At 55.1% G+C, this 14,381-nt stretch carries 16 protein-coding genes; 9 read left to right on the forward strand and 7 right to left on the reverse strand.

Annotated features, from left to right (window positions below):
- Positions 1 to 6: 6 nt before the first annotated feature.
- Genes eutL through eutR form a run of 3 tightly spaced genes read left to right on the forward strand, consistent with a single transcriptional unit; the run spans position 7 to position 2,272 of the window.
- Positions 7 to 666 (forward strand): ethanolamine utilization microcompartment protein EutL, encoded by a 660-nt coding sequence (gene eutL, locus OGV82_RS09240; protein ID WP_047462132.1) that lies wholly within the window; start codon positions 7 to 9, stop codon positions 664 to 666.
- 11 nt (positions 667 to 677) lie between these two features.
- Positions 678 to 1,175, forward strand: a complete 498-nt coding sequence (gene eutK / locus OGV82_RS09245; protein ID WP_012131340.1) for an ethanolamine utilization microcompartment protein EutK — start codon at positions 678 to 680, stop codon at positions 1,173 to 1,175.
- Positions 1,176 to 1,219: 44 nt separating this feature from the next.
- Positions 1,220 to 2,272: an HTH-type transcriptional regulator EutR gene (gene eutR, locus OGV82_RS09250; protein WP_047462135.1), complete on the forward strand. Its 1,053-nt coding sequence runs from the start codon at positions 1,220 to 1,222 to the stop codon at positions 2,270 to 2,272.
- Positions 2,273 to 2,391: 119 nt separating this feature from the next.
- Here the strand turns inward: eutR and hemF are convergent, their stop codons facing one another.
- Together hemF and amiA are read right to left on the reverse strand one after the other, a co-directional pair.
- A complete protein-coding gene (hemF, locus tag OGV82_RS09255) occupies positions 2,392 to 3,291 on the reverse strand; it encodes an oxygen-dependent coproporphyrinogen oxidase (protein ID WP_101744322.1) in 900 nt (299 codons plus the stop codon).
- Between the two features lie 2 nt (positions 3,292 to 3,293).
- Positions 3,294 to 4,163, reverse strand: coding sequence for an N-acetylmuramoyl-L-alanine amidase AmiA (amiA, locus tag OGV82_RS09260; protein WP_012131343.1), 870 nt, complete (start codon positions 4,161 to 4,163; stop codon positions 3,294 to 3,296).
- 211 nt (positions 4,164 to 4,374) lie between these two features.
- Here amiA and OGV82_RS09265 point away from each other — a divergent pair, with 211 nt between their 5' ends.
- The 4 genes from OGV82_RS09265 to yfeX all read left to right on the forward strand — a co-directional run bounded on the left by OGV82_RS09265 (position 4,375) and on the right by yfeX (position 6,866).
- Positions 4,375 to 4,800 (forward strand): GNAT family acetyltransferase, encoded by a 426-nt coding sequence (locus tag OGV82_RS09265; RefSeq protein WP_012131345.1) that lies wholly within the window; start codon positions 4,375 to 4,377, stop codon positions 4,798 to 4,800.
- Entirely contained in the window at positions 4,787 to 5,236 is a 450-nt protein-coding gene (locus OGV82_RS09270) for a DUF2919 domain-containing protein (protein WP_101744323.1), read from the forward strand. Before OGV82_RS09265 ends, OGV82_RS09270 begins: the two co-directional genes overlap by 14 nt.
- Before the next feature lie 60 nt (positions 5,237 to 5,296).
- Positions 5,297 to 5,872 carry an RpoE-regulated lipoprotein gene (locus tag OGV82_RS09275; protein WP_058667849.1) on the forward strand — a complete coding sequence of 192 codons (576 nt, stop codon included), beginning with the start codon at positions 5,297 to 5,299 and terminating at the stop codon, positions 5,870 to 5,872.
- 94 nt (positions 5,873 to 5,966) lie between these two features.
- On the forward strand, positions 5,967 to 6,866 hold the full coding sequence (yfeX, locus tag OGV82_RS09280) for a porphyrinogen peroxidase (RefSeq protein ID WP_101744324.1): 900 nt from the start codon (positions 5,967 to 5,969) through the stop codon (positions 6,864 to 6,866).
- A 96-nt stretch (positions 6,867 to 6,962) separates the two neighbouring features.
- On the opposite strand, the gene pbp4b is transcribed toward yfeX, so the two are convergent.
- From pbp4b to OGV82_RS09305, 5 genes are read right to left on the reverse strand one after another with little or no spacing between them, the layout of a single operon-like run.
- The gene (pbp4b, locus tag OGV82_RS09285; protein WP_047462148.1) at positions 6,963 to 8,267 is read right to left on the reverse strand and encodes a penicillin binding protein PBP4B; all 1,305 of its coding nucleotides are present in this window, start codon (positions 8,265 to 8,267) and stop codon (positions 6,963 to 6,965) included.
- Between the two features lie 4 nt (positions 8,268 to 8,271).
- Positions 8,272 to 9,702: a PTS N-acetylmuramic acid transporter subunit IIBC gene (murP, locus tag OGV82_RS09290; RefSeq protein WP_047462151.1), complete on the reverse strand. Its 1,431-nt coding sequence runs from the start codon at positions 9,700 to 9,702 to the stop codon at positions 8,272 to 8,274.
- Between the two features lie 5 nt (positions 9,703 to 9,707).
- Positions 9,708 to 10,604 (reverse strand): N-acetylmuramic acid 6-phosphate etherase, encoded by an 897-nt coding sequence (gene murQ, locus OGV82_RS09295; RefSeq protein WP_101744325.1) that lies wholly within the window; start codon positions 10,602 to 10,604, stop codon positions 9,708 to 9,710.
- A 13-nt stretch (positions 10,605 to 10,617) separates the two neighbouring features.
- The gene (locus OGV82_RS09300; protein ID WP_012131352.1) at positions 10,618 to 11,208 is read right to left on the reverse strand and encodes a DUF2057 family protein; all 591 of its coding nucleotides are present in this window, start codon (positions 11,206 to 11,208) and stop codon (positions 10,618 to 10,620) included.
- Positions 11,209 to 11,232: 24 nt separating this feature from the next.
- A complete protein-coding gene (locus OGV82_RS09305; protein ID WP_012131354.1) occupies positions 11,233 to 12,318 on the reverse strand; it encodes a porin in 1,086 nt (361 codons plus the stop codon).
- A 201-nt stretch (positions 12,319 to 12,519) separates the two neighbouring features.
- Here OGV82_RS09305 and murR point away from each other — a divergent pair, with 201 nt between their 5' ends.
- Both murR and ucpA read left to right on the forward strand, forming a co-directional pair.
- Positions 12,520 to 13,383, forward strand: coding sequence for an HTH-type transcriptional regulator MurR (murR, locus tag OGV82_RS09310; RefSeq protein WP_012131355.1), 864 nt, complete (start codon positions 12,520 to 12,522; stop codon positions 13,381 to 13,383).
- 177 nt (positions 13,384 to 13,560) lie between these two features.
- Positions 13,561 to 14,352 (forward strand): SDR family oxidoreductase UcpA, encoded by a 792-nt coding sequence (gene ucpA, locus OGV82_RS09315; RefSeq protein ID WP_012131356.1) that lies wholly within the window; start codon positions 13,561 to 13,563, stop codon positions 14,350 to 14,352.
- Positions 14,353 to 14,381 lie beyond the last annotated feature (29 nt).

A 14,381-nucleotide genomic window follows, 5' to 3' on the forward strand; every position in this document is an offset into this window, starting at 1 on the left:
GGCAACATGCCAGCATTAGATTTGATTCGACCGTCGGTCACCGCAATGCGCGTGATTGCCTCGGTGAATGACGGTTTCGCGCGTGAGCTTAAATTACCGTCACATATACGTAGCCTCGGTCTCATCACGGCAGACTCTGATGACGTAACGTATATTGCGGCAGACGAAGCGACAAAACAGGCGATGGTGGAAGTGGTGTATGGCCGTTCACTGTATGCCGGAGCGGCCCACGGGCCGTCGCCGACGGCCGGTGAAGTCTTGATTATGTTGGGCGGCCCGAACCCGGCGGAAGTGCGGGCGGGTCTGGATGCGATGGTGGCGCATATTGAAGGCGGCGCAGCGTTCCAGTGGGCCAACGATGCGGAAGATACAGCATTCCTGGCGCATGTGGTTTCGCGTACCGGGTCTTATCTCTCATCAACCTCAGGCATCGCGCTGGGCGATCCTATCGCCTATCTGGTGGCACCGCCGCTGGAAGCGACGTTTGGCATTGATGCGGCGATGAAATCCGCCGATGTCCAACTGGTGACCTACGTGCCGCCGCCGTCAGAAACCAACTACTCTGCGGCGTTTTTAACGGGGAGCCAGGCCGCCTGTAAAGCCGCCTGCAACGCCTTTACCGATGCCGTTCTGGATATTGCCCGTAATCCCGTCCAGCGCGCGTAAGAGAGGTAGCGATGATCAATGCACTGGGATTACTGGAAGTGGATGGCATGGTTGCCGCCGTTGATGCGGCGGACGCCATGCTGAAAGCCGCCAATGTGCGATTGCTCAGCCACGAAGTGCTCGATCCCGGCAGGCTGACGCTGGTGGTGGAGGGCGATCTGGCGGCGTGTCGCGCGGCGCTGGATGCCGGAAGCGCCGCAGCACAACGCACGGGCCGTGTTATCAGCCGCAAAGAAATTGGGCGGCCGGAAGACGACACCCAGTGGCTGATCGGCGGCTTTAAGCGCCAGCCAACGAAAGTCGGAAAGACGCCAGATGCGCCTGTTACCTCTGAATCCTCAGAAGCGCTGTTGGCGTTATTAGCATCAGTACGTCAGGGAATGACGGCAGGGGAGGTGGCCGCGCATTTTGGCTGGTCACTGGAGCGCGCCAGAAATGCGCTGGAGCAACTCTTTTCTGACGGGGCGTTGCGTAAACGCAGTAGTCGCTATCGTCTGAAGAAAGTATAACCTGTCGGAGGTGCCGGGGACGTTGCGCCCCGGCTTTGAAGATCATGAAAAAGACTCGTACAGCAAACTTGCACCATCTTTATCATGAAGCGTTACCCGAAGACGTTAAACTTACGCCTCTGGTTGAGGTGGATAATGTTCACCAGCGGCTGACAACGGACGTCTATGAACACGCCCTGACGATAACCGCCTGGCAGCAGATTTACGATCAGCTGCATCCCGGTAAATTTCATGGGGAATTCACGGAAATCCTGCTGGATGAAATTCAGGTGTTCCGTGAGTACACCGGTCTGGCGCTGCGTCAGTCTTGCCTGGTCTGGCCGAACTCCTTCTGGTTCGGTATTCCGGCAACGCGCGGCGAGCAAGGTTTTATCGGCACGCAGTGCATTGGCAGCGCGGAGATCGCCACCCGTCCTGGCGGGACGGAGTTTGAGCTGAGCACGCCGGATGATTACACCATCCTTGGCGTGGTTGTCTCGGAGGAGGTGCTTACCCGGCAGGCCAATTTCCTGCATCACCCGGAAAGGGTGCTGCATATGTTGCGTAACCAGTCTGCGCTGGAAGTGAAAGAGCAGCATAAAGCGGCGCTGTGGGGCTTTGTCCAGCAGGCGCTGGCGACGTTCAGCGAGAACCCGGAAAACCTGCATCAGCATGCGGTGCGTAAAGTGCTGGGGGATAACCTGCTGCTGGCGATGGGGACGATGCTGGAAGAAGCGCAGCCGATTATAACGGCAGAAAGCGTCAGCCATCAGAGCTATCGAAAATTGCTGTCCCGCGCGCGGGAATACGTGCTGGAGAATATGTCGGAGCCGCTGACGGTACTCGATCTGTGCAATCAGCTGCACGTCAGCCGCCGCACGTTGCAAAACGCGTTTCACGCGATTCTGGGGATTGGCCCGAACGCGTGGCTGAAGCGGATTCGATTAAACGCGGTGCGAAGGGAGCTGATCAGTCCGTGGTCGCAAAGTTCGACGGTCAAAGAGGCGGCAATGCAGTGGGGGTTCTGGCATCTGGGGCAGTTCGCGACCGATTACCAGCAGCTGTTTGCCGAAAAACCGTCGCTGACGCTGCATCAGCGTATGCGTCAGTGGATGTGATGACATTATTGTGCCGGATGCGACGCTTTGCGTCTTATCCGGCCTACGGGGCGCTACCGTTGCAGTTGTAGGCCGAATAAGGCGTTAGCCGTCATCAGGCAAAAACGCGGCCAGGTAAATTATACCCAGTCGCGGACTTTGATAAATTCGCTCAGCGCCGCTTCCGGGCTGCCTTCTTCCGGCTGCCAGTCGTACTCCCAGCGCACCAGCGGCGGCATCGACATCAAAATGGACTCGGTGCGTCCGCCCGTTTGCAGGCCAAACAGCGTGCCGCGATCCCACACCAGATTAAACTCCACATAGCGGCCCCGGCGATAAAGCTGGAAATGACGCTCGCGCTCGCCCCAGGCCATTGCTTTACGCCGCTCGACAATTGGCAGAAAAGCATCGGTATAGCCTTTGCCTACCGCCTGCATAAAGCGAAAGCAGCTGTCGAAATCCGGCGTGTTCAGATCGTCGAAGAAAAGCCCGCCAATGCCGCGCTGCTCATCGCGATGCTTCAGGAAAAAGTAATCGTCGCACCATTTTTTATAGCGCGGATAGACGTCCTCGCCGTAGGGCTGGCACAGATCCCGCGCCGTGCGGTGCCAGTGAATGGCATCCTCTTCAAACGCGTAATAGGGCGTCAGGTCGAAACCGCCGCCAAACCACCAGACCGGCTCCGCGCCGGGCTTCTCCGCAATAAAAAAGCGAACATTGGCATGGCTGGTTGGAATGTACGGATTCAACGGATGCACCACCAGCGACACGCCCATCGCTTCAAAACTGCGCCCTGCCAACTCCGGGCGGTGTGCCGTCGCGGAGGCGGGCATCGCGTCGCCGTGAACATGGGAGAAATTTACCCCAGCCTGCTCAAAGACACCGCCGTTACGCAGTACCCGGCTGCGCCCGCCGCCACCCGCGTCGCGCTGCCAGCTATCTTCAACAAAATCAGCGCCATCAACGGCGGCTAACTGCTGGCAAATATCATCCTGAAGGCTGAGCAGGAACTGTTTTACGCGTTGTGCATCGGGTTTCATGATTACCGTTTCTTCGAGTGTGCTTTCTGGTTATCAAACCAGTGGAAATAACTGATCACGCCATTGGCTATCGCGGTGGCGATTTTCTGCCGGAATGCGGTGGTGCCTAACAGACGCTCCTCTTCCGGGTTGGTGATAAATGAGGTTTCTACCAGTACGGAGGGAATTGACGGTGATTTTAGCACCACAAACGCCGCCTGTTCCGTATTGCGACTGTGCAGACGATGCACCGGCTTGATCTTCTTAAGAATATGCGATCCCAGCGTCAGGCTATTTTTGATGGTGTCGGTTTGCACCAGATCGAACAATACCTGCTGCAACAGATGATCTTTATCGGTCGCTTTTTTCCCCGCGACTTCATCGGCGCGGTTTTCACGGTCGGAGAGGTATTTCGCCATGGCGCTACTGGCGCCGCGATTAGAAAGCGCAAACACCGAGGCCCCTGCGGCGCTGGGGTTGGTAAAACCATCTGCGTGGATGGACATAAACAGATCCGCGCCGTGCTTGTGGGCGATTTCCACGCGATCGTACAGGGGAATAAAGGTGTCGCCCGTGCGTGTCAGGCGCGCATCAATCCCCTGGTTGCGCAAAATCGCGCGCACGTTTTTGGCGATCTCCAGCACGACGTGTTTTTCCTTCGAACCGTTGCGACCAATCGCGCCGGTGTCGATACCGCCGTGGCCGGGGTCGAGAACAACAATGCGTCTGGCGCCTGCTTTTTTGGCCTTCGGTTTGCTGTGACCATTACCGGTCTTTAGCGCTTCTTCTTTAGCGATGGCGTGCGACATGCCCGACAGCGTCAGAGCCGCCAGCCCGGCTTTCAGCACCTGGCGGCGCGATGTGAGAGTTTTTAAGGGTTTAAAAGTGCTCATACAGCCTGAGTTGTGAAAATTGAGTTCCAGATGTTATATCGTATCGCGTAATCCGTTACGACTGTTCGTGATGAGAATTGTTTTACTTTTCATTTCAATACGTGACAATCCGTCATTATGCCATTTTTTTCGCCGTTTCGCGTCAGATATTGGCTAAATCAGTCGTTCGCGCCATAATCGGAGTTTTAACCTTGAAAAGGGTCTCAATACCATGGAGATACGCGTTTTTCGCCAGGAAGATTTCGAAGAGGTGATCACCCTCTGGGAGCGCTGCGATTTGCTGCGTCCGTGGAACGATCCTGAAATGGATATCGAACGTAAGCTGAACCATGACGTCAGCCTGTTCCTGGTCGCTGAGGTGAATGGTGAGGTGGTCGGTACGGTCATGGGCGGCTATGACGGCCATCGGGGTTCTGCCTATTATCTTGGCGTACACCCGGAGTTTCGCGGTCGTGGCATCGCCAACGCGCTGTTGAACCGGCTGGAGAAAAAGCTCATTGCTCGCGGCTGCCCGAAAATCCAAATCATGGTGCGGGAAGACAACGACATTGTACTGGGCATGTACGAGCGCCTGGGTTATGAACATTCGGACGCGTTAAGTCTGGGCAAGCGTCTGATTGAAGATGAAGAGTACTGAGTTTCATCCTGCTGACTACGACGGTCATGGGCGCTTGCGCCTGCCTTTTCTGTTCTGGGGCGTGCTGCTGCTTCAGGCGCGTACCTGGGTGCTGTTTGTGATTGCTGGCTCCTCCCGCGAGCAGGGCGATACGCTGCTGAATCTGTTTTATCCCGATCACGATACGTTCTGGCTGGGGTTGTTGCCCGGCGTCCCGGCGGTACTGGCGTTTTTACTGAGCGGGCGGCGCGACGCTTTCCCGTTGCTGTGGCGCGGGCTGCGCGGCTTATTGATTCTGGCGCAGGGCGTTCTGCTCTGCTGGCAACCGGTGCTGTGGCTGTACGGTGAACCGGTAAACGGCATCGGGCTGGCGCTGGTGGTGGCCGATATTGTCGCGCTTATCTGGTTGCTCTCTAACCGTCGTTTACGCGCCTGCTTTGCACCGGTAAAAGAATAACGGCACTTTTTGGCGAAACCGGACTCCAAACAACGTTGATTAATAAAGAAAGGAAGTGAGATGAAATCGCTGCGTTTGATTTTATGCGCAATGCCGCTGGTGCTGAGCGGCTGTTCAACCCTCTCGTCGGTGAACTGGTCTGCTGCGAATCCGTGGAACTGGTTTGGCTCGTCGACAGAGGTCACTGAGCAGGGCGTTGGGGCATTAACTGCGTCCACGCCGCTGGATGAAAAAGCGATTACTGACGCGCTGGATGGCGGCTATCGCCTGCGTAGCGGAATGAAAACCCAGAACGGCAACGTGGTGCGTTTTTTTGAAGCGATGAAAGAGGACAAGGTTGCGCTGGTTATCAATGGCGACCAGGGAACCATCAGCCGTATTGATGTGCTGGACAGCGATATTCCATCGCAGGCAGGCGTTGAAATCGGTACGCCGTTTAGCGACCTTTACAGCAAAGCCTTCGGTAACTGCCAGAAAGCGACGGGCGATGACAGCGCGTCGGTCGAGTGTAAAGCACAAGACAGTCAACATATTAGCTATCTGTTCTCCGGCGAGTGGAACGGCCCGGAAGGGTTAATGCCTCCTGACGACACGCTGAAGAACTGGAAAGTGAGCAAAATCATCTGGCGCCGTTAATTTGCGTCTGAACAAACCGCCTCGCTGAAAAAACGGGTACAATACGCCCATCAATGCCACGCAGCCGTGGCATTCTTATTTTTCAGGAGGAACAATGTCTCAGGTTCAAAGTGGCATTTTGCCAGAACACTGCCGCGCGGCGATTTGGATTGAAGCCAATGTAAAAGGGGATGTCGATGCCCTGCGTGCGGCCAGCAAAGCGTTTGCCGATAAACTGGCAACCTTCGAAGCGAAATTCCCTGACGCGCATCTGGGCGCGGTTGTCGCATTTGGCAACAACACCTGGCGCGCCCTGAGCGGCGGCGTTGGGGCTGAAGAGCTGAAAGATTTTATCCCTTACGGTAAAGGTCTGGCGCCAGCAACCCAGTACGATGTGCTGATCCACATTCTTTCACTGCGTCACGACGTGAACTTCTCTGTCGCGCAGGCGGCAATGGCGGCTTTTGGCGAGTGCATCGAGGTGCAGGAAGAAGTCCACGGTTTCCGTTGGGTGGAAGAACGCGATCTCAGCGGCTTCGTTGACGGGACGGAAAACCCGGCGGGAGAAGAGGTTCGCCGCGAAGTCGCGGTCATCAAAGACGGCGTGGATGCGGGCGGCAGCTACGTGTTCGTTCAGCGTTGGGAACACAACCTGACGCAGCTCAACCGCATGAGCGTTCACGACCAGGAGATGATGATTGGTCGTACTAAAGAAGCCAACGAAGAGATCGATGGCGATGACCGTCCGGTCACGTCTCACCTGACCCGCGTGGATCTGAAAGAGGACGGCAAAGGGCTGAAAATTGTGCGCCAGAGCCTGCCATACGGTACGGCCAGCGGCACCCACGGCCTCTATTTCTGCGCTTACTGCGCGCGTCTGTACAATATTGAGCAGCAGTTGCTGAGCATGTTTGGCGATACCGACGGGAAGCGTGACGCCATGCTGCGCTTCACGAAGCCAGTGACGGGCGGCTATTACTTCGCACCGTCTCTGGACAGATTGATGGCGCTGTAATTTCTTTTGCCGGATGGCGGCGTCGTTTTACCCGGCCTACAGAGACTTTTTGTAGGCCGGGCAAGCGAAACGCCCCCGGTAGTCCCGCCTTATCGGTTACTCATGTTTTAGCGCCGCGTATATTTGATCCACCACCCAACCGTATGTGGCTATCGGCATCAGCCCGCTGTTAAACATATTCGGGTTCTTTTGCGGGTCGGCGACGGGTGAGTGCGGTTTGTTGCTCAGCATCACAATCGCCATCTGATTGGCCGGGTCGATAACGGTCAGCGTCCCTGTCCATCCGGTATGGCCGTATGCCTGCGCGCTGGCCAGCGTGCCGAATGTCGGCGTCATGGACGCATTGCCGTTAACGCGCCAGCCGAGACCAAACGTGGCATCCTCCGGCGAGGATTGCGTGAACATTTTCACGGTTTCCGGGCTGAACAGCGTCACGTTACCGTACCCTCCGCCATTCAGCATGGTCTGCATCAGTACCGCAATATCGCCGGTATTCGAAAACAGTCCTGCATGTCCTGAAACACCGCCCATCGAGTAGAATGCTTTTTCATCATGCACCTGGCCCCATAGGGTGGTCGTGCGGATATTGGGGAAATGAATCACGCCATCCCGGGTATTGCCGTTCAGTTCCGTCGCGGCGATCTGCTGTTGGCGGAAGCCTTTCTGTAGCGGGTTAAAGACCGTATGCGTTAAACCGAGCGGGCGATAGAGGTTCTCTTCAACATAACGATCGAGCGGCTGGCCCGTCACGGACTCCACGATAAACCCAAGCAGCATATAATCCACATCGCTGTAGATGTGTTTCGTGCCGGGGCGGTACGCCAGCGGCGTGCGTTTGATCATCTCCAGCGTGGTGGCTTTATCCTGCGAATACAACTCGCCCGCGACGGCCTGGTTCGGGTATTGCGGGTCAGCAGGGAAACCGCCGGAATGATGCAGCAAATCCGCAATGCGTAACGTGCTTTTCCCTTTAATCGCATCCCCCGGACGATCGCCAAAATCGGGAATATATTTCGAGATAAGATCGTCCGGCTGTAATTTGCCCTCTGACATCAGTTTTTGCAGGGCAAAGTTCGTGGCATACATTTTTGTATTTGATGCCAGGTCGTACAGGGTGTCAGTGGTTGCCTTGACGGGATGAGACATCAGGACGCTGCCGTCATATTTTTTAGCCTGACCCCAGGCCTTACGATAAACAATATGACTGTCTTTAATAATGAGCAGGTTAACGCTCGGATAACCGGCATCAACCTGTTGCGCTATCCAGTTATCCAGCGCGTTAAGCCGTTCAATATTAAATCCTGCTTTTTCCGGCGCGGCGTCAGTCAATACCGGAAATGGCGCGGCGCTGGCAGTGCAACTGAGCGCCAGCAGGGAAGCAAAAAGTAATGTCATTTTCATGGTATTAGTCCAGATTCACATTACGGCAGCCAAAGAGAGCGGTAAAAATAAATCCGCCAAGATACGCAATCAGCATTCCTCCGGCATATACCGCCATTGCGGGCAGAATACCTTGCGCGGACGTCATTAACGGCAGCGCCACCAGACCGGATGGACCAAAGGCGCTGTTTAAGCCCATCGGCAGACCCGACCAGGCCACTAAGCCGATGAATAGCCCCCCGGCAGCGCCGCCGAGGCAGGCGGTGATAAACGGTTTCATTCGTGGCAGCGTAACGCCGTAAATCAGCGGTTCGCCAACACCGAGTAAGCCGGGAATAATCGCCCCGCGAACCTGGCTGCGTAACACGCTGTGTTTTTCTGCTCGCCAGTAGAGCGCCAGTGCGGCGCCGACCTGACCTGCGCCCGCCATAGAAAGAATAGGGAACAGGCTGTTGAATCCCTGGCTACTCATTAATGCCAGATAGACGGGAATGAAGCCCTGATGGACGCCAAACACCACCGAAACAAGAAACAGACCCGCCAGAACGGCGCAGCCCAGCGGGTTGCTGTTGAGGTGGATAAAGAGCCATGACATCCCTTCGAACAGCCAGCCGCCCAGCGGCATGATGATCAGGTAGGCCAGTGCGGCGGTGACCAGCAGGGTTAACATGGAGGTCAACAGCATGTCCAGATCGTCGGGCATAAAGCGTCGGATAAAGCCCTCAATACGCGCGCTGGCCCAGGCGGCGATCAGTACGCCGATAATGTTGCCGCGCGGGTCGATCGGCAGGCCAAAGAAGTCCTCAATACCGGAGAAATAGCCCGTGGTAGCGGCAGGGTTGTATCCCAACAGGAACAGCGAGGCGATGATCGCCCCGTTAACGCCGGTGCCGCCGAAAGCCTGCGCGGCGTTATAGCCAATAAGAATGACCAGAAAGGTAAACAGCCCTTTACTGAACACTTTCATAAAGTTCAGGGCGTCGGGAAGCATACCTTGCGCATCGGCCGGAACGTGCAATACCGTACCCAGCAGCGTGGCAATCCCCAGCAGCAGACCCGCAGCAATAAAACCGGGAATGAGCGGCGTAAAAATAGTGGCGAACTTCGACAGGAATTGCTGAATGCCTGAGGTTTGTTTCGCTTTTAGCTGGCTTTTGGTTTTGGCGGCGATATCTGCCGCCTGCGTGACGGTGCCGCTGTTATCGCTCAGTAGCGCATTCATGGCATCTGCTGCCCGCTGCGCTTTACCGGGGCCAAAAATGACCTGCACCTGGTTATTCGAGAGGACCACGCCTTTCACGCCTTCGAGCGTTTTAATCGCCGGATCGACCTGATCGCTGTCATGTACCGCCAGGCGTAAACGGGTCATGCAGTTCCCGCAGGTGGCAATATTACCCGGGCCACCGACCCGGGAGATAATCGTATTCAGGAGATCATTACTGATTTCTTTTGCCATTCGCTTTATTCCTCTTCCAGTACCTGGCGAATGAAGCCGCCATGTTGCTCAAGACGCAGACTGGCTTCTGTTGCGTTGAGGTTTTTCAGTAGCATGACGATAGCGGTTTTGCAGTGACGGCCACAGGCCATCAGCGCGGCTTCAGCCTGTTGCCCGGTGCAGCCTGTCGCATTTTTCACAATATTTACCTGACGCACGTTGAGTTTTTCGTTCGTGGCGACAACATCCACCATCAGGTTGCCAAACACCTTGCCGGATTTAATCATCAGGCCGGTGGACAGCATGTTGAGAATCAGCTTCTGCGCGGTGCCCGCCTTCATACGGGAAGAACCGCTCACCACTTCGGCGCCGACAACGGGCGTGATGGCAAGCTCCGCCGCCTTTGCTACGGCGCTCCCTGGATTACAGGAGATCCCGACCGTCCGGCAGCCGAGCGTACGGGCATATTCCAGACCGGCAATCACATATGGCGTGCGACCGCTGGCCGCAATGCCCACAACCACATCTTTTTCATTGAGTGCGAGGGACTTCAGGTCGTTGACCCCAAGCTCGCGGTTGTCTTCCGCGCCTTCAATCGCATGCTGTATCGCGCGCTCGCCACCGGCGATCAAACCGATAACCAGGCCTGATTCCACGCCATAGGTCGGAGGGCATTCGCTGGCGTCAAGGATACCCAGGCGACCGGACGTTCCGGCGCCGGTATAAATCAGCCGCCCGCCAGCGCTGACCTGCGCATAAATGATGTCGATAGCCGCGGCGATCTCGGGCAGAACCTGCTCCACGGCGAGTGGAACCGTTTTATCTTCATCATTAATGATGCGGCACATATCGAGGGTGGAAGCCCGGTCAATCTCAAAAGAGGCGCGGTTAACACCTTCGGTAATCATATTTTCAAGTTGCATATTACTTACAGCCTTACAGGTTTAGCGCCCATTTCAGGAATGCTTTTTTCTGGGTGTCGTCAGCTTTCAGATACAGTTGCTGTAGCTGGGAGAGCTGGTCATGCGAAGTGGCGGGCGCCGCCGGGGAAGCGGAGCGCGCCGGAGAAGGTATCATCGTGCTGTCATCGTTGACGATGGCGCTCAGGTCGGTGAACACGGTGATGCTGTCACGGTCGAGAATTTTGATATCAAACGGTACGGGTTTCCCGGCCGCCGTCAGGGTGAATACCGGTTTTTGCGCCATCTGGCTGGCTTCTTTTTCGTCCAGCGGTTTTCCCGCAGACAGTTGCAGATCCACATTGCCGGAAGCGTTAAACGAGATGATATACGGGTTAGACGTCACGCGGCCCCGGTTATTGTTCACCGATTCAGGATTTGCCGGACTGTCGAACTTCACCACCATTTTTTGAGCGCCGTCTGGCAGCGCCACGTCTTTACTAAAAATACTGACTTTTGCCGAACGAGCCGCCAGCACGCTGACGTTATCGCCAATAAAGAGATGCGGAGCGGCAAAAGCCTGGCTGCAAAACAACAGTGCTGCGGCGGACACAAAATATTTCTTCATTTTTACTCTCCCGGAAAAGGGGAATCAGAATTCGTAACGTAAGCCAAGGTGGAAATAGTCATCAGCCGGGTTGCTGCCGCCAAAGGAGACATCATTGCCGTTCGTCCGTTTTTTCCCTTCTTCACCATTACGCCAGGAGTAAGACGCAAATATGGAACTGCGAACGGTGAGTTTGTACTGCGCTTCAAAGGTGGTATCGCGAAGTTTCAGCCCGTCGCCGTCCTCATTTTTCAGATGGCGATAGCCGGTACGTAACGCCCAGTCCGGGCTGACGTTCCAGACCAGCGTTGCTTCGTAATCTTTATCGGTGCTGTCCGCAGAACCGTCGAGGTAGGTGACTTTATCCTGGGCATAGAGCAGGCCGAACATGAAATCGCCCAGGTAGTAGCGGGTGCCGATGCCATAAAAGGTGTACTTATCGACATTATTATCCGACAGCGTGGATGTATCGTCATGGCTCGCTTTCTCTGTCTGACCGGCAATCACCGGCTGGAGGCGGCCAAAATCGCCCATATCGAGCGTATAGCGAAGGGCGGCATTATAACCGTAATCCAGATCGGAGGTGTTGTTGCCCAGAATATAGGCGGTAGAGAAATCAAAATTGCCGAATGTGTTCTGGTACTGAATGGTGCCGTCCTGACGGAAAACCTGTACTGCCGTCGGGTCAACAAAGTTTGCCTGGCGAGCCATTGCGACATCGGAGCTGGCGAACACATCGCCGATATCCGTGAACATGATCAGGCCGGATGACACGCGCCCGCCGGTCAGCTTGCCGTATTCGGCAAAATCAATCCCTGCCCAGACGTAACGCGCGGTGAAGTCATTCGGGTTTTCCGCGCTGATGTTGTTCGCGTACTCTGCGGCATTTACCTGATACTGCGTAAAACCAATGACGGCCAGCTTGTCATTAATCGCCTGACGGGCGGAGAAACCGATACGCGCGTCAAAATCGCCCGAGGTGTCGCCTGATTTCTTGTCAGAGATATTGAATCCGAGACGCCCGTAGAGATCGATATTCGATCCGTCATTGGCCTGGTAGATCACGGCGGCATGGCTGGCGCTGGTTGCGAGAAGAGTAAAGATTGCCAGGGACTTCAGAGTACGTTTCATTATGATTATCCTTTTCTGTGTGTAGTTTTTTGTTGCTATGAAAGACGCTGGGAATCATATATTCCATAAAAATATTTACAATAGAATCATTGAATCGTAATACAAATATTGTGAGGGCTATCAAATTCTCACCCGCGTTGTGTTATCCTGCGAACAGTGCGTTGGAATTAATGATTCCATGATGACGGGAGCGGAAGAGCGATGTTGTATCTGGCGAAAATGCGTAATGCAGAGGGAGAGTTAACGGAAAATGAACAGAAAATTGCCAGCTTTCTTTTGGCCCATGTCAGCGAGCTAAAAACCGTTTCTTCCCGCAATCTGGCGAAGCAGCTGGAAGTCAGCCAGTCCAGTATTGTGAAATTTGCCCAGAAACTTGGCGCGAAGGGATTCACCGAGCTCAGAATGGCGCTCATTGAGGAGTACAGCGTCAACCGGGAAAAGAAACATGACACGGCGCTGCATCTGCACAGTACGATTACCAGTGAAGACAGCCTGGAGGTGATTGCCCGTAAGCTGAACAGAGAAAAAATGTTCGCGCTGGAGGAAACCTGTAGTCTGATGGATTTCGATCGCCTGAAGCAGGTGATTAACCTGATCAGCAAGGCTCGGCTTATTCAGATTACGGGCGTCGGCGGTTCGGCGCTGGTAGGACGGGATTTATCCTTCAAGCTGATGAAAATTGGTTATCGCGTGGCCTGCGAGGTCGATACCCATGTGCAGGCAACCATTGCTCAGGCCTTGCAAGAAGGGGACGTGCAAATAGCCATTTCCTACAGCGGGTCGAAAAAGGAGATCGTGCTTTGCGCTGAAGCGGCGCGTAAGCAGGGGGCGACGGTGATTGCGATCACCTCTTTGACGGACTCTCCGCTGCGGCGGCTGGCCGATTACACGCTGGATACCGTATCCGGTGAGACCGAATGGCGCAGTTCGTCCATGTCCACCCGAACCGCGCAGAACTCGGTGACCGATCTGCTGTTTGTTGGCATGGTGCAGCTCAATGATGTTGAGTCGCTTCGTATGATTGAGCGCAGCAGCGAGCTGATTAATCTTTTAGGCAGGAGCTAGGGACTTTTACGTAAGATTTACCCTAATTAGTGAGCTGTTCCGCAGCACTTATTTGTTTTTTCTGTATTTTCAATGTTAATGGAGTGTAAGGCTTCATCGTAGTTTCGCTGGAGACGAGAGTAGCGCATAAGACGCACCGCTTATGCGCTGCAACAGACTGAAAAGGAGAACATTGAAATGGGTAAACTCACGGGCAAAACGGCATTGATTACCGGCGCGTCACAGGGCATTGGCGAGGGGATCGCCAGAGTGTTTGCTCGCCACGGCGCGAATTTAATTTTGCTGGATATCTCCGATGAGGCGGAAAAACTGGCGGATGAGCTGGGCGGACGCGGTCATCGTTGTACCGCCATCAAAGCGGATGTCAGGGATTTTGCATCAGTCGCGGCGGCAGTGGCGCGCGCGAAAAAGATAGAAGGTAAAATTGATATTCTGGTCAACAATGCGGGTGTTTGCCGGTTGGGCAACTTCCTCGACATGAGCGAAGAAGATCGCGATTTCCATATCGATATTAATATCAAAGGCGTCTGGAACGTCACAAAAGCCGTTCTGCCGGAAATGGTTGAACGCAAAGATGGGCGTATCGTCATGATGTCCTCCGTGACCGGGGATATGGTGGCCGATCCAGGCGAAACGGCTTATGCCCTGTCTAAAGCGGCGATTATCGGACTCACCAAGTCCCTGGCCGTGGAGTATGCGCAGTCCGGCGTTCGTGTGAACGCAATCTGTCCGGGTTATGTCCGCACGCCGATGGCGGAAAATATCGCCCGTCAGTCTAATCCTGACGATCCTGAATCGGTACTCACCGAAATGGCGAAAGCGATCCCGATGCGCCGTCTGGCCTGTCCGCTCGAAGTGGGTGAACTGGCGGCCTTCCTGGCGTCGGATGAGTCCAGCTATTTGACCGGGACGCAAAACGTGATTGATGGCGGCAGCACGCTGCCTGAAAGCGTGAGCGTGGGCGTCTGATTAACGCCGCTTTCCTCCTCACGCATGTG

Origin of the sequence: Citrobacter sp. CK191 (assembly GCF_030333435.1) — a bacterium.
Lineage (GTDB): Bacteria > Pseudomonadota > Gammaproteobacteria > Enterobacterales > Enterobacteriaceae > Citrobacter_B > Citrobacter_B koseri.